Source organism: Streptacidiphilus jiangxiensis, assembly GCF_900109465.1.
GTDB classification, from domain to species: domain Bacteria; phylum Actinomycetota; class Actinomycetes; order Streptomycetales; family Streptomycetaceae; genus Streptacidiphilus; species Streptacidiphilus jiangxiensis.
In genome coordinates this window covers 231188-249728 of the sequence record NZ_FOAZ01000002.1, presented here as the reverse complement: position 1 = coordinate 249728, position 18541 = coordinate 231188, and the positions used below count along the sequence as shown (strand labels likewise).

Below are 18541 nucleotides of genomic sequence, written 5' to 3'. Positions count from 1 at the left end.
TCACGGGACCAACTGGGCGACACCCTCACCGACGGACCAGTCGACGCGCTCGTTCTCCGTGAGCGTCACCACGACGTCCTGGGGACGCACGCCCGCGTCGGCCTCCAGGTTCCGGACGATGCGGCGGTAGAGGTCCTGCCTCTTCTCGTCGCTGCGTCCGCGCACCAGGGTGATCTGGACGAACACCACGTCGCGGCGCTCGACGCCGAGATAGTGCTCGTCGAAGACCAGCTCGTGCGCGGGGTGGGTGGTGAGGATCTGGAACCGGTCGTCGGCGGGGATGCCGATCGCATCCACGAGGGCGTGGTGCACGCCGTCGGAGATCGCGCGAAGGGTCTCGGGGGACTTGTCGGAGCGGGCGTCGATACGGACGAGCGGCACGGTCGCCTCCAGTGTTCGATGTGGGACGAACATAACAGTGTTCGTCCCACATCGAACAGTCCCACGGGTGGGGAGGCTAGTCGTGGGCGTACGTCGGGCCGCCCGTCAGCACCGCGGCCCCTTGCGGCTGCGGCTGGATGACGTCGACCGCGCTCGTGACGGTGTCGAAGTTGCTCCCGTTCGCGTCCGCGGCCACGACGGCCGCGACCCGGGCCGGGCCGGTGCTCGGGTTCCCCGCGTGGATGATCAATCCGGCAGCCGCGGCGGCGAGCCCCGCGACGGCCCGCACGGTCCACTTGGACATGACCGTTCCCCCGTTCGTCCCATGCCGGCAGTCTCTCTGCCGCCAGTGATGGAAACACCGGACCGTCGCTACCGGCAAGAGCGCGGCACCGCGCTAGGCTCGGCGACACAGAGCAACGGGAGGCGAAATGTCGCGTGTCCGGGTCCACAACTTCTCCGTCTCGCTGGACGGATACGCCACCGGCGAGGGCCAGAGCCTGGAGGCTCCGTTCGGCCACGCCGGGACGCGGTTGCACGAGTGGTTCTTCCCCACCCGTTCCTTCCGGGCCATGCAGCAGGAGCAGGCCGACGGCACCCTCGGGGTCGACGACGCCTTCGCGTCGCAGTGGAGTCCGGGCATCGGCGCGGAGATCATGGGGCGCGGCAAGTTCGGCCCGCAGCGCGGACCGTGGCCGGACGAGGAGTGGCAGGGCTGGTGGGGTGAGAACCCGCCGTTCCACACGCCCGTGTTCGTGTTGACCCACCACCCGCGGCCGTCCCTCACCATGGCCGGCGGCACCACCTTCCACTTCGTGGACGCGTCGCCGAAGGAGGCCCTGGCGCTGGCCCGCGAGGCGGCCGGGGGCCTGGACGTGCGGATCGGCGGCGGCCCGTCGACGGTGCGCGCCTTCCTGACGGAGGATCTGGTCGACCTCCTCCACGTGGTCGTCGTCCCCATCGTGCTCGGGCGCGGGGTGCGGCTGTGGGACGGTCAGGAGAGCCTCAGCGAGCGGTTCGACGTGGAGTCGGCCAGCTCGCCCACCGGCGTCACCCATCTGACGTTCACCCGGCGGACGCCGTCGTGACCGCGCACCTGGCCTCGCGCGACGGCACGACGCTGGCCGTCGACACCATCGGCCACGGCGCGCCCCTGGTCCTCGTCGGCGGCGCCTTCAACGACCGCTCCACCGTGGCCGGGCTCGCCGTGGAGCTCGCGCCGCGTTTCACCGCGGTCAGCTACGACCGCCGCCGTCGCGGCGCCAGCGACGACCGCGCCGACGAGTACCGCGTCGCGGCCGAGCTGGACGACCTCGCCGCGGTGATCGCGCACGTCGGCGGCCGGGCCGCCGTCTTCGGGCACTCCTCGGGCGCGGCCCTGGCCCTCGACGCCGCGGCCCAGGGCCTGCCGGTCGACCGCGTCGCGGTCTACGAACCCTCCTTCTGTGCAGACCCGTCGCTGCCCCGGCCCGCGGTCGACGTCCTCGACCGCCTCACCGCGCTCCTCGCGTCGGGCGACGCGGAGGGCGCGACGGAGCTGTTCCTCGGCGAGGTCATCGGCGTCCCGGGCGAGGCGCTGGTCGGGATGCGGGAGAGCGACAACTGGCCGTTCCTCGTCGAAAAGGCCCCGAGTCTGCCCTACGACCTGCTCCTCAGTGAGCCCTGGCGGCTGCTGCCCCCGGAACGCCTCTCCGGCATCGGGATCCCGACCCTCGCTGCCTACGGCGACCGCACCTCCCCCTGGCTCTCCGCGGCCGCCCGCGCCGTCGCCACCACCGTGCCGGGCGCGGAACTCCACATCCTCCCGGGCGAGGACCACTCCGTCCTCCAGCGCCCGAAGGCCCTGGAGCCGCTGCTGCGGGAGTTCTTCGGCTGAGTCAGGCCACGACCGCCTCGCGCCTGCCCTACACGAACGGACCGGCCGGCAAAGACGCCATGGGCGGCTCCGGAAAGATGCCGTGTACCTCCCGACGGTGCCGTCGGCGGAGGACTCTCACGTCTGCCTCGCGACTGGCGTCTCCGGCCAACCGAGCCGCCGTCTCCTGCTGGTCCAGCCTGGCGCACTCTGCGCAGTTCTCCGTGGTGGTGGTCATGGTCAAGATGTACCGGCCATCCGTGGCTGAATCACCCACCAGGACGAGGACAGTCGGGCCGTTGTAGCCCTAGGCTCTGAAACGGCCCGAACGTCCCATGGGGGAGCGTTGAACCAATCGCTACGGTCTGCTATGGCCGATGCCGGTCTGACACCGCGACAGTTAGCGGGACGGTGCGGCGTCACCCCCAAGACGGTAGAACGCTGGCTCGCGGACCCGGACCGCGTACCCCATGCACGGAACCGTGAGGATGCCTGTAGGGCGCTGGGAGTGGACGAGGAAATGATCTGGCCACAGGCAGTCAGAGACAAGATCAAGACGGGTCATGACCGCGAGCTGGTCCAGTTCTACCCGTACCGCTCCGCATGCCCGTCGTCGGTGTGGGCCGGGTTGATCGCGGACGCCGAGCAGGACGTGATTCTCGCCGGGTACACCAACTATTTCGTGTGGCTGGAGCAGCCCGCGTTCGCCGACACGATCCGGCGCAAGGTCGAGGCCGGGTGCCGGGTGCGGTTTCTGCTCGGCGACCCGGACGGCGACGTGACCAGGCAGCGGGAGGTCATCGAGGACACGGCCCTGTCGGTCTCCACGCGCATCCAGATCACGCTGGAGAATCTCCGGACCCTCGGTCCGCTGAACGGCCTGGAGGCGCGCTACAGCACTTCGCAGGATGCCATCAACCACGTCTCCCTGAGCGTCTTCCGCTTCGACTCCCAGGAGTTGGTGACGCCCCACCTGGCCCGGCTCGTCGGCCACGATTCCCCGCTGCTGCATCTGCGCAAGGCCGAGGACGGCGGACTCTTCGACCGCTTCCGCGACCACGCCGAGGAGCTATGGGGGCGCGGCATACCGATCGCGTAGTGGACGCCTCCATCGCTCGCGCGGCGGCTTCGCCACCGAGCTCCACCTGAGTGTGGACGGCCGCTGCCGCATTCTGTCGCTGGTCATCACCGCTGGGCAACGCGCCGACTGCACCCGGTTCGAGGAGGTGATGCGACAGATTCGGGTACCGCTCCTGGCCCCCAACGCCATCGAGCGGGCAATCACCACTGCAGCGGCCCCTGTGGTCTGGCTGCGATCGTGAGCGCCAGAGCCGTGATCAGTCGTCTTGGGGCAGGTGGAAGTAGACCGTGCCCGACCGCCAAGGCCCGTGCTCAGTCATCTCCGACTCGATGACGACATCCTGAACCTCAGCAGGGCCCAACGCTTCGATCGAATCGGCCAGACTCCGCAGGAGCGCCGGCACGCTGTCACAGCCCGGACCTGCAGGATTGGCCTGAGAGAAGTGGCGAATGGTCCAGGATTCCGGAGTGTTCGTCATGGGCCTGATCGTAAGACCCGCCCCGCCCGGGTTTCTGTCCGGCTCCGGCTGAGGCGGGCCGCTGTCGGGTGCGCGCAGAGCATCGTCAGGTGCGTTCGGGCCATAGGTCGTCTCTCTTAATTGATCTTGCAGGGCCAAATGCCGTTGAGCTCGTGGCGGGCTGCCCGGAAGGCTGGCGCCATGAGCGCTCGACACTTCGTCTTCCTCGATCCCGACGGCATGAGTGCCGGCGGCTGGCTGTATGTCGTGGTCGAGGCCAAGACCGGGGTCTTCTACCAGCAGCAGTACGGTGGAACGGCTTGCCGGCAGGGGCGGGTCGAGGGCTTCCTGGTACCGCTGTTCGGTCCAGATCAGCTGGACGCGTTGCGCGAGCTGTTCGAGGAGCACTTCCGTGGTGCCGGCACCTGGAACTTCGGGTGGCCGGATGACGAGCGGGACAGGCTCCGCGAGATCATCGGAGCTCTGCGCTACTGGGCATCCGACGGGACCGCCGAGGAGCCGCACGCTCTGCGGCTGGATGAGAGCCGGATCCGTGAGACCGATGAGGCGTGGGTACCGGTGATCACGCCGGACGGTCGCGGCGTGCTGGTGTGGTTCAACTCGGACTGAACACGATGATCAGCTGTCGGCCCCGAGACGGAGGATCAGTGCCGCGATGACCACCCCTGCCTGGTAGCAGGCCGCGGGCTTGTCGAACCGGGTTGCCACGGCGCGGAACTGCTTCAACCGGGCGAAGCACCGCTCGATGACGTTCCGACCTCGGTAGGCGATGAGAGACGGCCTAGCAGGCGAGTGTCAGCGGGGTGCCGGACCCGGTGGAGACCGGGCGGCGGTGGCGCAGGCGGCGGGGGAGGTCGGCGAGGAGCGCCGGGGCCGGGACGGTGAGGACGGGGCAGGCGGCGTGCGCGACGCAGTAGCGGGCCGTGGCGCCGTGCGTGAGACGGGCGAGGCCGCCACGCGGCCCGGCCGCGAGCACGAGCAGGTCGTCCGGGCGGTCGGCGGCGGCCACCAGCGCCGGGCCGGCGCTGCCCCGCAGCGAGACCAGCTCGAGCGCCGGGACGTCCGGCACGCCGCCGAACGCCTCGTCGAAGGCGTTGCGCAGCCGCCACTGGGCCTCCTGCTCCCAGATCCGCAGCAGCTCCGGGCAGGGCGCCCGCCGGTAGGCGATCTCGCCGCCCACCGGCACCCAGGCGACCACCGCCCGCAGGCCGACCCCCTCTCGCTGTGCCTCGCCCATGGCGACACGCAGCGCCTGCAGACTGCTGGGGGTCCCACTCACACCGACGACGACGCGACCGGGCTGCGACATGTCCGACGACCTTCTTCTTCTCTTGGCTCTCGTGCGGCTCTCTTGGACCGAGCGCGATGACGGATGCGGTGGCCTGGGCGCCCAGGCCACCGCCGCGACCCATTCCACCCTGACCGGGAGCCGTCCCCTTGCCGCTTTGACGCTCTCCGTACGCCCCTGCACGGAGCTTTGACGTCGGCTTATCCGCCGTCGCGGTGCGTGCGGCAGGCAACGGGGCGGGGGAGCGCCTGGTGGCCGCCGGTGGGCAGCATGCGGGCCTCGGCGCGGTCGCTGATCTCGGCGCGGATGATGCCGCTGGCGTCGGCGTAGACGGGGTGCCCGCCCGGGCCGGTGGCGCCGGTCGCGTGGACGACCACGACGTCCTCGCTCCCGTCGCCGGGCGAGCGGAAGACCAGCTCGTAGGCGATGCCGTCGTCCCGGGCCATGGCCGTCTCCTCGCCGCGAGGTGTGCTGTCGGGTCCACCACCGGTTTCCAGTGTGCGCGATCCGTCGGTCCCTGGCCCGCCGTACGGGGTCGCCTAGGATCGGGGCCATGGGTCGATGGGAGCCGAACGCGCGCGGCAGGCTGGAGCAGGCGGCGCTGGAGCTGTACGTCGAGCGCGGCTTCGAGCGGACCACCGTCGCCGAGATCGCCGAGCGGGCCGGGCTGACCGAGCGGACCTTCTTCCGGCACTTCGCCGACAAGCGGGAGGTGCTCTTCGGTGGCTCCTTCCTGCTGCAGCAGCACATGGTCGACGGTGCCGCCGCCGCGCCGCAGGGCGCGACGCCGCTGGAGGCCGTCGGGGCCGCGCTGGACGCCGTCGGGGAGGTGTTCCGCGGTCGGCACGCCCACGCCCGGCGCCGGCAGGCGGTGATCGCCGCCAACCCCGAGCTCCGCGAGCGCGAGCTGATCAAGATGACCACCCTCTCCGCCGCCCTGGCCGAGACCCTGCGGGGACGTGGCCTCGCCGAACCGGCCGCGAGCCTCGCGGCCGAGGCCGGGATCGCCGTCTTCCACGTCGCGTTCGGGCAGTGGGTCGCGGGCGACGAGGAGCAGGACATGCGTCCGCTGCTGCGCGACGCGCTGGAGCAGCTGAGGGCCGTCACCGGTACGGGGTGACCCGGGCGTGGTTCCCGGAGGGCCGGGCGGGGGAGACCTCACCAGGGGCGAAGCTCCGTACACGGTTCGAATCCCAGGAGGTGGCCATGCGGTTACGCGCCCGCGCGCTCATCGCCGTGCTCGCCACGGCTCTGACGCTGCCCGCCGCCCAGGCGGTCTCGGCGGACCTCGCGGTGCCGGGGCACCGGGCGCCGCCGTCGCGCCCGGCAGCTCGGACGGACGTGGCGTCGGGTACGGCGGCGGGTACCACGGCGGGTACGACGTCGGGTACGGCGGCAGGCGGGGCCCTCCAGGTCGGCTCGGTGCGACTGACACCGTGCGGGTCCAAGCCGTCCGGCTGGTGCGGCAAGGTGCAGGAGCCGCTGGACCGCTCCGATCCGACGGGCCCGACCATCGGCGTGGCCTTCGAGTGGTTCCCGGCCACCGGCCCCACAGGCCTTGCCGACCCTGTCGGCACCGTCGTCGCCGTGGACGGTGGGCCGGGGTGGGGTTCCACCTCCTCCCGCGCCGCCTACCTGGCCATGCTCGGCCCGCTGCGCACGCAGCGGAACCTGCTCGTCCTCGACCTGCGCGGCACCGGCCGCTCCGGCGCGATCACCTGCCAGGCCCTCCAGGACGCTCAGGGATCCACCGACACCGATGCGTTCCGTCAGGCTGTCGGTGCCTGCGGCGACCAGCTCGACCACACCTGGAAGCACGCCGACGGCAGCTGGGTCCACGCCGCGGACCTGTTCGGGACCGCCCAGGCCGCCCGTGACCTCGCCGACGTGCTGGCGCAGTTGGCCCTGCCCAAGGTCGACCTCTACGGGGACTCCTACGGCACGTGGTTCGCCCAGAGCTACGCCTCGCGATACCCCCGGACCCTGAACTCCGTGACGCTGGACGCCTCCTACGAGGTCCTCGGCCTGGACCCGTGGTACCGCAGCAGCCTGGCCACCGCGCGTACCGCCTTCGGGCTCGCTTGCGCGCGCTCCAGCGCCTGCGCGGCCGGTGCCCCGCGCGACCCGTGGGCGGCGATCTCCCAACTCGCCACGCTGCTGCGCTCCGCGCCGGTCAGCGGCACCACCACGGACCTGAACGGACACACCGTCGGCGAGACGGTCACCACCGCCACGTTGCTCGACCTCGTCACCAACGCGGGCTCGGATCCGGCCGTCTACAAGGGCCTGCCGGCCGCCGCCGACGCCGTCCTCGACGACGGCGACCCGGCGCCGCTGCTGCGTCTGGCCGCGCAGTCCGTCGGCTACGACAACACCACGCCGCCTCCGCCCGCCTACTCCGACGGCCTGTACTTCGCCGTCGCCTGCACCGACTACCCGCAGTTGTTCGACAGGAGCGCACCGCCCGACCGGCGCGCGGAGCAGCTGCGGCAGGCCGTGGCGGGCCAACCGGCTTCCGCCTTCTCGCCGTTCACCGCGTCCGAGTGGACCGGCATGAACGCCTACACGAACACCTTCACCGGCTGCCTGGACTGGCCCGCACCCGTCCACACCGACCCGCCGGTCACGGCCACCCCGCCGCTGGTGCCGGGGAGCGTGCCCGTCCTCGTCCTCGGCGGCGACCTCGACTCGCTCACCCCGGCCGTCGACGGGCAGCGCGTCGCCCAGCAGATGGGCCCCTCGGCCCGTTTCGTCGGCGTGCCGAACCTGACCCACATCACGGCCATGGCGGACGCCGCGTGGCCCGGGCCCGAGGCCTGCGGGCAGCGCCTGTACCGGCAGTTCACCGCCGACCCGGGTTCGCTCGGCTCCCTCGACACCGGCTGCACGGCGGGAACCACGCCGATCGCCGCCCTCGCCGCCTACCCGGCCTTGCTCGCCGACGTCGCACCGGCCGCCGCCGGCTCCGGCAACCAGGCGGATCCGTCCGCACTCCGGGCGGCCGCGGCGGGCGTGGCGACCGTCGACGACGCTCTCACCCGCTACGGTTACCTGAGCGGCACCCACGACCTCGGCCCGCGGGGCGGGAGTTGGTCCGCCTCCGCGTCCGGCGGCTCCGGCGGCTCCGCCGTCTCCTTCGCCTTCCACGGCACGCGGTGGGTCGGGGACGCGACCACGGACGGAACGGCCCGCTGGGACCGGACGGACGGCACCGTCACCGCCCGCCTGACCGTCCACCGCGACGGCGCACCGGACCTCACCGTGACGGCGAGCTGGAACACCGTCGCGCCCACGACGACGGTCACCCTCGCCGGAACGGTGACAGGCGCGTCACTCCAGGGCACGATGGCACAACCGTGAGCCGGAACCGCGCGGGTTGTTCCGGCGTCACACCAGCATCGGGGAACGGCCGCACGGGGGTGGCATGTCCGGTTGGCCTGCGCACAGCGCGGACGGCCTGGTCCTGGGCGTCCTGGGGGCGGGGCTCACCCTGGTCGCCGGGGCCATCGGGGTGCGGCTGGTCAACCGCTGGTTCTGGCGGCTGCGGGCGCTCGACGAGGGGCTGACGGCCGAGGGCCGGGTGCTGGACGTCGACCGGGAGCCCGGCGACCAGGGCCGCGAGGCGATCACCCGCACCGTCGTCTGGTTCTACGCCCCGGACGGCCGCGAGTTCCGCGTCGAGGACGGCACCGGCCGCTCCCGCGTGCTCGGCGAGCGCGTGCCCCTGCGCTACCTCCCGGACCGGCCCGAGTGGGCCTTCGTCGCGGGGGAGGAGCCGGGGGCGGGCGACACGGTGGTGGTGCTGTTCTTCTGCGTGCTCGTCGCGCTGGCCGGCGTCGTCTGCCTCACACTCGGCGTGGAGATGATCGTGCCGCGCTGATCCCCGGCACCGTCCGGTCCTCGCAGCGCGCGCGTCACCGTAGGGTCGGGACATGACCGTTCACCGCATGCCGGCCGCCGAGGTCGAGGTCTCCGTCGCGCTCGTGCGCCGACTGCTCGCCGAGCAGCACCCCGATCTCGCCGGACTGCCGGTCGAGGTGCTGGCCAACGGGTGGGACAACCTGGTCTGCCGGCTCGGCGCCGACCTGCTGGTCCGGCTGCCGCGCCGAGCGGCCGCGGCCGAACTGCTCGCCCACGAGCAGCGCTGGTTGCCGGAGTTGGCCGGACGCCTGCCGCTGCCGGTCCCCGCGCCGGTGCGGGTCGGGCGGCCCGCGGAGGGCTTCCCGTGGGCGTGGAGCGTCGTGCCGTACCTGCCGGGCGACAACGCCGCACACGCGACGCTCCCGGACTCCGAAGCCGCCGCGCTGGGTGGCTTCCTGGCCGCCCTGCACCTTCCGGCCGCACCCGACGCGCCGGTGAACGTCTTCCGCGGCATCCCGTTGGTCGGTCGCGCCGAGGGCGTCCACGCCGGCCTGGAGCACCTCGCCGACGCCTCCGACCGCGCCGCCGCGCTACGGGTCTGGCAGACCGCCGTCACCGCGCCCGCCCGGACCGGGCCGCCGCTGTGGCTCCACGGTGACCTGCATCCGGCCAACATCCTCGTCGACGCGGGCCGGATCAGCGCGGTCATCGACTTCGGCGACCTCACCTCCGGCGACCCGGCCACGGACCTGGCCGTGGCGTGGATGCTCTTCCCCGACGCCCACCGGCGGTCGGTGCTGCGCCGCGCCTACGGCCGGGCCGATGACGACGCCTGGACCCGGGCGAGAGGTTGGGCGCTCGTGCTGGCCCTGGTCCTGCACACGCACTCCGCGGACAGCCCGTTGATGGCGGGCATCGGCGAGCGGACACTGCGTGCGGTTCTTGCGGACGACGGCCGGGCCGTCTGAGTGTCGTCAAGATCGAGAACCGGGCTGACGGGGCACCGCCAACTGTGGTTCAGTGGACGCCGAGGAACGAGCGCGGAGGTGGAGCTGTGGCGAATCCCGAGGCCGGGGCCGGTGACTGGATGAGGCCGTCACCGGACGACGAGGTCGAGCGGGTGGACCTCCGGACCGACATCGCGCACTCCGCGCGCGTCTACGACTACATGCTGGGCGGCAAGACCAACTTCGCCGCGGACCGGGCCGCGGGCGACAAGATTCTCGCGGAGTGGCCGGGCGCGCACGACTCCGCGCTGGCCGCCCGCGCGGTCATGCACCGGATGGTGCGCCGGCTCGCCGCGGTGCACGGCATCCGGCAGTTCCTCGACGTGGGCACGGGCATACCCACCGCACCGAACCTGCACGAGGTCGCGCAGGACGTCGACCCGTCCTGCCGCATCGTCTACGTCGACAACGACCCCATCGTCCTCGCCCACGCCCGCGCCCTGCTGACCGGCGCGCCCGAGGGGCGCACCGCCTACATCGACGGCGACCTGCGCGAGCCCGGCAAGGTCCTCGCGGACCCGGCGCTGCGCGAGACCCTCGACCTGCGGCAGCCCGTCGCACTGACCCTGATCAACCTCGTGCACTTCCTCTCCGACGAGGCCGCCCTGCCCCTGGTGGCGGAGCTCGTCGCGGCCCTGCCCTCGGGCAGCTTCCTCGCGCTGACGGCCGGAACGGCCGACACCGCGCCCGAACACGCGGCCGTCGCCTCGCGCCGTTACCGCGAGGCGGGCATCGAGAACCACCTGCGCACCCGTGAACAGGTCGCCCGCTTCTTCACGGGCCTGGAGCTGGACGACCCCGGCGTCGCCCTGATCACCCACTGGCACCCGGACCCGGACCCCGACGAGCGCCCGCTGCCCGACCACGAGGTCATGGCCTACGCGGGCCTCGCCCGCAAGCCGTAGCCGGGCCGATCGCGCGCGCCGACCCCGTGGCGGCCGGGGTGTCCACTCAGCCCCGGTCCGCACGTGAGCCGTGGCGCATCCGGTCCGGGACGACGCGGACCTCCTCCACGCCGAGCAGGCCCAGCAGGGGGACCTTTGCGCGGCGCTGGTCCGGGTCCACGGTCAAGCCGTCCGTGCGGAGACGGTCCAGCAGGAGCTCGGCCAGCGGCATCACCATGTGCCGGCCCCAGCACCGTTCGGAGACGTGGCCGAAGGGCAGGTAGCCCGGGGTGTGGTCCGGGTCGAGGCTGTCCCAGCGCTCGGGGCGGAACTCGTGCGGGTCCTCCCACAGCCCTGGGTCGCGGTGTGACAGCAGTGGCAGCACCAGTACGTCGTCGGCCGTGCCGATCCGCGGGTCGAGCCCGGGGTACTCCGGCGACGCGCGGCGCAGGATGTTCCAGGACGGCGGTAGCAGTCGCAGCGACTCCAGGACGATGTTGCGGTTCGAGACGCCCTCGTCGAACGGCGCGCCCAGCCACAGTGCGTTGGCCACCAGCGTGGAGACGGTGAAGCAGACCGGCGCGGCGGCGCGCCGGTAGATGCCCATCGCATGGCGGCGGTCCTGGTAGGTGCCGGCCTCGGCGGTCAGCGCGGCGAGACTGCCGGCAGTGGCGGCGGCCTCGCCGCGCAGGCGGAGTGGCAGGGCCGCCCCGGCGGCGATGACGGTCCAGGTCAGGAGGGGCGTCAGCTCCAGGTTACGGCTCATCAGGATCTTGAGCCGGCCGGGGTCGCCACCCAGGACCATGTCGCGCAGCAGCATGTGGCCGGTGAGCGGCCAAGGCCCGGAGAGATCCGCGTTGGCGGGGATCGGGTTCGGGGAGGCCAGCGCCCGGCGCACGTCGCGGCCGACGGTCTGGGTCACCGACGACGCCTCGCTGCGCGCGATGGAACGGCCGTGCAGCGGCTTGAAGGTGGGGCGTTCCGTCTCGGTGGCCCGGCGGGCGGCGAGTATCCGGTCGATCAGGTCGTGGCCGGCGACCCCCACGGTGTCGGGCTCCAGGCGGAACGCGTCCTGGCCGAGGTGGTTGTCGAGCAGCGCGGCCAGGCGCGGTGAAAACACCGTGGTCCGGCCGGTGGTCAGGGTGGGGGCAGCAGGCATCGCGGGTCTCCGGGAGGTGGGCCGAAAGGGCCCGCACCCGGCACGGGGGCGAAGAGAGACCGTGCCGGGCGCGGGCCCGGAGTATGCATCACCCCGCGGGGAGCGGGGCTGCGGTCCGTCGGCTCAGTACCACAGGTACCAGACGCTGGCCTTCAGGCTCTTCTGGGCGAAGACGGCGTTGCGGACGGCGAACAGGACCTTCATCTCTGTCCCCTTTCTCCCTGGGCAGGGCGGTGCGCACGTGCACACCCCGCGGGTTGCGGTGTGTGCCTGACAGGAGGAAAGGCTGCCGAACGGCGGTCAACGGCCGATCTACGCCCGTCTACGGAGGGCTGCCGTGGAAGCCGGTCCCGGACCACCCCGCGAGCCCGGAAAGACCGGGACGAGCTGGGCATAGATCGGACGTAGACGTGTTTCTGGCATGCTCACCCGCACAACGGACGACGACCCGTCCGTGCAGCGCCCCGCACCCGTACCGCCCCGCACCCTCGAAGGAACGTCCATGCGACCTCGCCCCGCGCCCCGAGCCCTGCCCGTCCGAATCGTCGCGCTGGCCGGTGGATGTGGGGCGCTCCTCGGCCTGGTGCTCGCCACGGCCACGGTCCGCCCGGCCCCACGGCCCACCGCGGTGGCGTTCAGCAGCGACGGCACTGTGACGGACTGGAACACGATCATCACCGGTGGTCCGGGTCATCCCCAGTGAGTTTCGACGCGGCCGGAAGCCCGGCGGAGCCGGGCAGCTGATCGAGCAGCAGAGTCACGGCGGTCCGGTCCGCCTGGCTGCCGGAGCGTTCGAACTCGGCGAGCGCCGTCTCCGCGTGCCGCCGGGCCTGCGCGAGTGCGTCCTTCGACCCCTCCCCGGACCCGTGCGCGGCGGCGCGGTGCAGGACGGCGGCCAGCCGAAAGTGGGCGTGCGCACCGCGGCCGGGAAGACCGGCCGCGGTCCACGCCTCCGCTGACGCCTCCAGGTGCGTGACGGCGTCGTCCGGCCGGCCGGACGCGTCGTGGGCGAGGCCGAGCACGAAGAGCGTGTGCGCCGTGCCCGGGCCGTCGCCCTCCGCCCGCAGACGGGCGAGCAGTGCGCCGCACTGGTCGAGGACCTGGTCGGCGCGCCCCGCGCGGATCCGGGAGACCGCGGCGTTCAGCGCGGAGGCGGTCTCGCCGCTGCGGTGGCCGAGGGTACGGGCCAGCTCGACGGCCTCGGTGAACCGCAGCACCGCCTGCTCGTCCCGACCCTGGCGGTGGGCGATCGCCCCGAGGTCGTTGAGAGCCTGACGCAGGATCACCAGGTCGCCGTCGGCCCGGCACAGCTCCACCGCGCGCAGCGTCTCCGGCTCGGCGACCTCGGGCCGACCGGCGCTCACGGCGATGTTGCCCGCCAGGAACCGGGCCCGGCCCTCGGCCCGCCGCTCCCCGTGCCGGAACGCGGCGCGAGCCAGCTCGTCCACGGTCTCGGCGAGTTGTCGGCGCCGGGGGCCCGGGCCGAAGGGGCTGAGCGTGACCAGCAGGTCGACCGCCCGGGGGAGCAGTTCCGCGTATCGGGGCAGGCAGTCCTCGGACTGTGAGCGTGCGTCGGGCTGGGGGTCCTCCTGGAGTGACTCCCGTGCGATCCGGGACGCCAGCGCGACCGCGCCGGGGCTCTCCGCCTGGACCCAGACGCGCGCCTCCGCGACGCTGCCGAAGGCGGGTCCGGGCAGGGACGGCACCAGCGAGCCGAGGGACTCGCGGATGGCGTCGCCCGGGACCGCCTGCTCGAACGCCGAGCACGCACGGGCGAGCAGGTGGTCGAGCAGACGGGCTCGCGCGGCCCGCTCCTCGCCTGGCGCGGTGCGGGAGGAGAGGCGGCGGGCGAAGTCGCGGAGCAGGTCGTGGTGCCGGTAACGGGTCTCGGCGGGGGACTCCAGCATCGCCATGTCGACCAGCGACTCCAGCAGCTCCTCGGCGCGGGCGGGGTCGGTGTCCAGCAGCGCCGCGGCGGCGGGCAGGCCCAACTCGGCTCCGTCCGCCGCACCGAGCAGTCGAAAGGCCTGCGCCTGGGCCTCCGTCAGCTGGCCGTAGCCGAGCTCGAAGGCGGCGGACACCGCCAGCTCGCCGATGCGCAGCTCATCGATCCGACGGCACTCGTCCACCAGTCGCTCGACCAGCGCCCGCACCGTCCAGGACGGCCTGGCGGCCAGGCGCGCCGCCACGATCCGGACGGCCAGCGGCAGTCGGCCGCAGGCCCGGACCAGTTCGGCCGCGGCGTCCCGCTCCGCGTCCACCCGGGCATCGCCGACCACGGCACGCAGCAGGCGCAGTGCCTCGTCCGGCGCGAAGACGCCGATGTCCGGCTGGAGCGTGATCGGCAGTCCGGCGAGTCGCATCCTGCTGGTCAGCACGACGGCGCAGGCGGCTGCTCCGGGCAGCAGCGGGCGGACCTGCGCCGCGCCTGCGGCGTTGTCGAGCACGATCAGCAGCCGCCGTCCGTCGGCGGCCGAGCGGAACAGCGCGGAGCGCGCCGCGGCCCCCTCCGGCAGCTCGTCGGGCGTGAGCCCGAGCGCGCAGAGGAAGTCGCCGAGCACCTCATCGGGGTCCGCCGCGCTACGGGTGTTGCCGCGCAGGTCGACGTAGAGCTGACCGTCCGGGAACCCGCCCCGGCTGCGGTGAGCCAGGTGCAGCGCCAACGCGGTCTTTCCCACGCCTCCCATCCCGGACAGTGCCAGCACGGGGGGCGCGGTCCGCTCCACCCCGGACAGCGCCGCGCAGAGGTCCGCGACCAGCGCGGAGCGGCCGACGAAGTCCGGCTCCTGTGGTGGGAGCTGCGCGGGAACGGGCGGCTGACGGCGCGACGGGTCGTGCGCCGCGTGGCTGTCGGCACGGCCGGGTCGGTTGCCGCGGTCGGGACCGTCGGCACGCTCGGCGTCACCGTCGGCGGTTCGCTCGCCGGCGGATGCGGCGGCGGGTCGTGACCGGGCGGCGACGTCATCGTCGGCGCCCCCGCCACCGTCGGTGCGGGCGACCGTTCCCTCCCCGACCGGACGCGTGGTCAGTGCCGTCGTCGCCCCGGGCACCCTCGTCGTGGCGCCGCCCTCGAGGACGGCGGCATGGACGGCGGTCAGGTCGGGACCGGGGTCGACGCCCAGCTCGCGCGCGAGACGGCGGCGCATCACCTGATACAACGCCAGCGCGTCCCCCTGGCGGCCGTCCTGGGCAAGGGCCTGCATCAGCAGCGCGTGCAGGCGTTCACGAAGCGGGTGCTCCGCGGTCAGCGCGGTCAGTTCGGGTGTGCACGCCGCAGCGCGGCCCAGGGCGACGTCCAGGGCGACCCGCTGCTCCACCAGGCTCAGCCGCAGCTCGCTGTAGCGCCGCCGCTGCCGCTCCGCGAAGGGCCCGGGGATCCCGGCGAGCGGCTCGCCCTGCCACAGAGCGACCGCCTGGCGCAGCAGCTCCGCCGCCTCGTGCAGGCGCTCGGCGGCGCGGGCCTGTTCGGCGCGGGCGGCCAGCAGTTCGGCCCGGGTGGCGTCCACGGCCTGCTCGGGCAGGTTGACCAGGTAGCCGCCGGAGACCGAGACCAGGATCTCGGTGCCGTCGGCATCGCTCTGCCCGCACAGCGCCTTGCGCCAGCGCCAGGCGTAGGTGCGCAGGATCGACTTCGCCCGGCTGGGGGAGCGGTCCCCCCACAACGCCTCGATCAGCTCGTCCGTCCCGGCCGAACGGCCCGGACGCAGCAGAAGGGTGGCCAGCATCGCCTGCTGCTGAGGGCTGCCCATCGCCAACGCCGAGGAGCCGCACCGGCCCCGCATGGGACCGAGCACCTGGAACTCGATGACCGGCACGACCTCGTCTACCCGTTCTCTGCACGTTGTCGGGGCTCAGACAGAGGCTCTGAGCAGAGGGCCAGGCTAGTCGAGTTCTGATCAGGTTTCCTTCCTGGATTTCGGTCGAGTGCCTCCGGTTCACCCGTCGCTCGTGTTGCCGGCCGGAGGTCAGCGTGGGTCGCGGCGTTGAGGGAGGCGGGCAGCGAGTTCGGGGCCGAGCCAGCGGGTGAGGTTGTCGACCGCTCGGGGGCCCATGCGTTCGAGCAGTGTTCGGGCGAGGGGGCCGAGTTGCTCGAGGATGTCCACGGTTCGTGTCTGGGACAGGGCGGCGAAGGTGTACTCCACGACTTCGGTGCGGGCCCGCATGAGCGTCGAGGCGATGCTGCGGGGTGGCAGGACCGCCACGACTTGGCCGGCTCTGCTGGGCGGCATGCGGTTGAGCGTGCCGATGGCGAGGTCGCCGTCCATGCCGGCGAGGGCTGCTGCGGCTTGGACGGGAGGCATCAGTTGGAGCAGTTGGGCGGCGTGCCGTGGTCCGGCTCGTTCGAGGAGAACTGCCGCCGGGCGGGGCGCGAGGCGGGTGAGGACGTCGGCGGCCCGTTGCGGTGGTTGCAGCGAGCCGAGGATCTGGCTGGTGAGGGCCGGGTTGAGCGCGTCGATGAGCGGGACGGCGACTTCGGGGGCCAGGTGCTCGACGATCCTCTGGGCGCTCGGCGCGGGGAGGTTGTTGAGGGCGGCTGCGATCTCGTCGGGGCGGTCGCTCAGTTGACCGAGCGCTGCCGCGGCGGCGGAGGGAGGTAGCCGCTGCAGGACGCCGCACCGGTGGTCGATCCCCATCTCGCGCAGAGCCTCGGCGGCGAGTTGTGCGGGCACGCGCTCCAGGAGCGCGGGGACTTGGTGGTGCGGGAGCCGCCGGAGCGCGTCGAGCGCGGCCGGCACGGGCAGGCGGCCGAGTTCGTAGGCCGCGTCCGGCAGGGAGAGGGACTCGATCGACGGCGTCGGCGTGGCGGGTGCGGGTGCGGGTGCGGGTGCGGGACCGGCCGGGTCGAGGGCCGGTGCCGGGTCGGGCTCGGGCAGGTCGATGACGGTCGGTGAGTAGCCGGCCCGTCCTGGCTTGGCGGGGGTGGAGATGAGGCTGCGGATCCGGTCGGTGACGGCTCGGGCCGTGGGTGGTCGGTCTTCGGGGGCCTTGGCGAGCAGGTCGAGGACGAGCTCGTCGACGGTTGGCGGCAGACCGGGGCGGAGCAGGCTCGGGGGCTCTGGGGCTCGCTGGACGTGGGCGAACATGAGCGCCGCGGTGTCCGGATCGGTGAACGGAGTCGCTCCGGTGAGGAGTTCGTGGAGCATGCAGCCGAGGGAGTAGAGATCTCCTCGACCGTCGCCGGTCTTGCCCATGAGGCGCTCGGGTGGCATGTAGTGCGGGGTGCCGATGATCCGGCTCGCCTGGGTGATGGTCGAGGTGTACCGGGCGATCCCGAAGTCGAGGATCTTGACGGTCCCGGCGGGGGTGAGGAGCACGTTGGCGGGCTTGAGGTCTCGGTGGACGATCCCCGCGTCGTGCGCGACGGTGAGTGCGTCGCACATCTGCGCGGTCCAGTCGAGTGCGGCGTCGAGGGCGGGCGGCCCGTCGTGGCGGAGCACCTGGGCGAGGTCGCGCCCGGTCAGAAGTTCCATGACGAGGTAGAGGGTGCCGTCGTCGTCCTGGCCGAGGTCGTGGATCGTGACGATGCCCGGGTGGGTGAGGCCGCCGGCGGTGCGCGCCTCTCGGAGGAAGAGCTCGGCCGCGTCGTCGGTTCCGGGATCGTGTTTGAGGAGCTTGACGGCGACCTGGCGTTCGATGCGCGTGTCGCGGGCGGTCCAGACTTCGCCCATGCCACCGCGGCCGAGCAGCGCGGTGAGCTCGTACCGGTTCGCGAGGATCCGTCCGGGCATCCGTGTCCCCCTCAACTGCCCTGGAACAGAGGGCTTGTGCTGTGGTGAGCGTCGAGTTTACCGGGCGCTCCCGCTGCCGATGGGGGACTTGCGCGGCTTGCCCCCCATGGTGTTCCGCTCGTACAGGGGAGGCGCGCTGCCGCGCGGTGCGCGAGGACGGCGGTGGGGCTGGGGTAGAACAGGGAGGAGTCGCAGCAGCACAGCGTGTGAGGACGGTGGAGGTCGCATGGCCAGGCTGGTCTACTCGGCGATCACCTCGCTCGACGGGTACGTCGAGGACGTGGAGGGCCGGATCGCCTGGTCCGCGCCGGACGACGAGGTGCACGCGTACATCAACGACCTCGAGCGTCCGATCGGCACGTACCTCTACGGGCGGCGGATGTACGAGACGATGGCGCCCTGGGAGGACGTGTTCGCCGATGGTGACCTGCCCGGGCTGACGCAGGAGTTCGCGACCATCTGGCGGGCGGCGGAGAAGGTCGTCTACTCGCGGACGCTCTACGAGGCCGCGACGGTCGGCACGCGGATCGAGCGGGAGTTCGATCCCGAGGCGGTGCGGGCGCTCAAGGAGGCGGCGAAGCGCGACCTCAGCATCGGGGGCGCCGAGCTGGCCGGGGTGGCGTTGAAGGCGGGGCTCGTGGACGAGTGCCACCTGTTCCTGCAGCCGATCGTGCTCGGCGGCGGCAAGCGCGCGCTGCCGGAGGGGTTCCGCGCCCGGCTGGAGCTGGTGGCCGAGCGGCGTTTCCGCAGCGGTGTCGTGCATCTCCACTACCGCCTGGGTTCCTGACCCGGCTCCGAGCCGGGAGCCGGGTCAGGAT

General features: G+C 72.9%; 20 protein-coding genes and 1 pseudogene. 11 read left to right on the top strand and 10 right to left on the bottom strand.

What is annotated here, in order from left to right; all coding sequences use genetic code 11:
* The gene (locus BMY61_RS04575; RefSeq protein ID WP_042454543.1) at positions 1 to 381 is read right to left on the bottom strand and encodes a tautomerase family protein; all 381 of its coding nucleotides are present in this window, start codon (positions 379 to 381) and stop codon (positions 1 to 3) included.
* 76 nt (positions 382 to 457) lie between these two features.
* On the bottom strand, positions 458 to 685 hold the full coding sequence (locus BMY61_RS04570; protein WP_042454374.1) for a hypothetical protein: 228 nt from the start codon (positions 683 to 685) through the stop codon (positions 458 to 460).
* 127 nt (positions 686 to 812) lie between these two features.
* Between BMY61_RS04570 and BMY61_RS04565 the strand changes: the two genes are divergently transcribed.
* From BMY61_RS04565 to BMY61_RS04555, 3 genes are all read left to right on the top strand, one after another.
* Positions 813 to 1469 (top strand): dihydrofolate reductase family protein, encoded by a 657-nt coding sequence (locus BMY61_RS04565; protein ID WP_042454373.1) that lies wholly within the window; start codon positions 813 to 815, stop codon positions 1467 to 1469.
* Positions 1466 to 2257 (top strand): alpha/beta fold hydrolase, encoded by a 792-nt coding sequence (locus BMY61_RS04560; RefSeq protein WP_042454371.1) that lies wholly within the window; start codon positions 1466 to 1468, stop codon positions 2255 to 2257. Before BMY61_RS04565 ends, BMY61_RS04560 begins: the two co-directional genes overlap by 4 nt.
* A gap of 349 nt (positions 2258 to 2606) precedes the next feature.
* Complete coding sequence (locus BMY61_RS04555; protein ID WP_042454369.1) at positions 2607 to 3335, top strand: helix-turn-helix domain-containing protein; 729 nt, start codon at positions 2607 to 2609, stop codon at positions 3333 to 3335.
* A gap of 238 nt (positions 3336 to 3573) precedes the next feature.
* On the opposite strand, the gene BMY61_RS04550 is transcribed toward BMY61_RS04555, so the two are convergent.
* Positions 3574 to 3795: a hypothetical protein gene (locus BMY61_RS04550; RefSeq protein ID WP_042454367.1), complete on the bottom strand. Its 222-nt coding sequence runs from the start codon at positions 3793 to 3795 to the stop codon at positions 3574 to 3576.
* A 180-nt stretch (positions 3796 to 3975) separates the two neighbouring features.
* Between BMY61_RS04550 and BMY61_RS04545 the strand changes: the two genes are divergently transcribed.
* Positions 3976 to 4404: a DUF6210 family protein gene (locus BMY61_RS04545; RefSeq protein WP_042454365.1), complete on the top strand. Its 429-nt coding sequence runs from the start codon at positions 3976 to 3978 to the stop codon at positions 4402 to 4404.
* A gap of 9 nt (positions 4405 to 4413) precedes the next feature.
* Here BMY61_RS04545 and BMY61_RS04540 read toward each other — a convergent pair.
* The 3 genes and pseudogenes from BMY61_RS04540 to BMY61_RS04530 all read right to left on the bottom strand — a co-directional run.
* A pseudogene (locus tag BMY61_RS04540) lies at positions 4414 to 4560 on the bottom strand (IS5/IS1182 family transposase); the annotation flags it as partial.
* 16 nt (positions 4561 to 4576) lie between these two features.
* Complete coding sequence (locus BMY61_RS04535; protein WP_042454364.1) at positions 4577 to 5104, bottom strand: universal stress protein; 528 nt, start codon at positions 5102 to 5104, stop codon at positions 4577 to 4579.
* Between the two features lie 179 nt (positions 5105 to 5283).
* A complete protein-coding gene (locus BMY61_RS04530; RefSeq protein ID WP_042454363.1) occupies positions 5284 to 5529 on the bottom strand; it encodes a DUF6296 family protein in 246 nt (81 codons plus the stop codon).
* A gap of 107 nt (positions 5530 to 5636) precedes the next feature.
* On the opposite strand from BMY61_RS04530, the gene BMY61_RS04525 reads away from it, so the two are divergent.
* From BMY61_RS04525 to BMY61_RS04505, 5 genes are all read left to right on the top strand, one after another.
* A complete protein-coding gene (locus BMY61_RS04525; RefSeq protein ID WP_042454361.1) occupies positions 5637 to 6203 on the top strand; it encodes a TetR family transcriptional regulator in 567 nt (188 codons plus the stop codon).
* A gap of 86 nt (positions 6204 to 6289) precedes the next feature.
* Positions 6290 to 8443, top strand: a complete 2154-nt coding sequence (locus BMY61_RS04520; RefSeq protein ID WP_042454359.1) for an alpha/beta hydrolase — start codon at positions 6290 to 6292, stop codon at positions 8441 to 8443.
* Positions 8444 to 8507: 64 nt separating this feature from the next.
* Positions 8508 to 8963, top strand: a complete 456-nt coding sequence (locus BMY61_RS04515; protein WP_042454357.1) for a DUF3592 domain-containing protein — start codon at positions 8508 to 8510, stop codon at positions 8961 to 8963.
* 52 nt (positions 8964 to 9015) lie between these two features.
* The gene (locus tag BMY61_RS04510; RefSeq protein WP_236656437.1) at positions 9016 to 9912 is read left to right on the top strand and encodes an aminoglycoside phosphotransferase family protein; all 897 of its coding nucleotides are present in this window, start codon (positions 9016 to 9018) and stop codon (positions 9910 to 9912) included.
* A gap of 119 nt (positions 9913 to 10031) precedes the next feature.
* On the top strand, positions 10032 to 10856 hold the full coding sequence (locus BMY61_RS04505; protein ID WP_042454539.1) for an SAM-dependent methyltransferase: 825 nt from the start codon (positions 10032 to 10034) through the stop codon (positions 10854 to 10856).
* A gap of 46 nt (positions 10857 to 10902) precedes the next feature.
* Here BMY61_RS04505 and BMY61_RS04500 read toward each other — a convergent pair whose 3' ends face one another.
* A complete protein-coding gene (locus BMY61_RS04500; protein WP_042454355.1) occupies positions 10903 to 11994 on the bottom strand; it encodes a cytochrome P450 in 1092 nt (363 codons plus the stop codon).
* A 123-nt stretch (positions 11995 to 12117) separates the two neighbouring features.
* A complete protein-coding gene (locus BMY61_RS48725; protein ID WP_215909979.1) occupies positions 12118 to 12198 on the bottom strand; it encodes a tryptorubin family RiPP precursor in 81 nt (26 codons plus the stop codon).
* 298 nt (positions 12199 to 12496) lie between these two features.
* Between BMY61_RS48725 and BMY61_RS44740 the strand changes: the two genes are divergently transcribed.
* Complete coding sequence (locus BMY61_RS44740; protein ID WP_143094162.1) at positions 12497 to 12697, top strand: hypothetical protein; 201 nt, start codon at positions 12497 to 12499, stop codon at positions 12695 to 12697.
* On the opposite strand, the gene BMY61_RS04495 is transcribed toward BMY61_RS44740, so the two are convergent.
* On the bottom strand, positions 12669 to 15809 hold the full coding sequence (locus tag BMY61_RS04495; protein ID WP_042454353.1) for an AfsR/SARP family transcriptional regulator: 3141 nt from the start codon (positions 15807 to 15809) through the stop codon (positions 12669 to 12671). The genes BMY61_RS44740 and BMY61_RS04495 overlap by 29 nt on opposite strands.
* A gap of 150 nt (positions 15810 to 15959) precedes the next feature.
* Complete coding sequence (locus BMY61_RS45900) at positions 15960 to 17723, bottom strand: protein kinase domain-containing protein (RefSeq protein WP_052439137.1); 1764 nt, start codon at positions 17721 to 17723, stop codon at positions 15960 to 15962.
* Between the two features lie 226 nt (positions 17724 to 17949).
* Between BMY61_RS45900 and BMY61_RS04485 the strand changes: the two genes are divergently transcribed.
* A complete protein-coding gene (locus tag BMY61_RS04485; RefSeq protein ID WP_042454351.1) occupies positions 17950 to 18510 on the top strand; it encodes a dihydrofolate reductase family protein in 561 nt (186 codons plus the stop codon).
* Positions 18511 to 18541 lie beyond the last annotated feature (31 nt).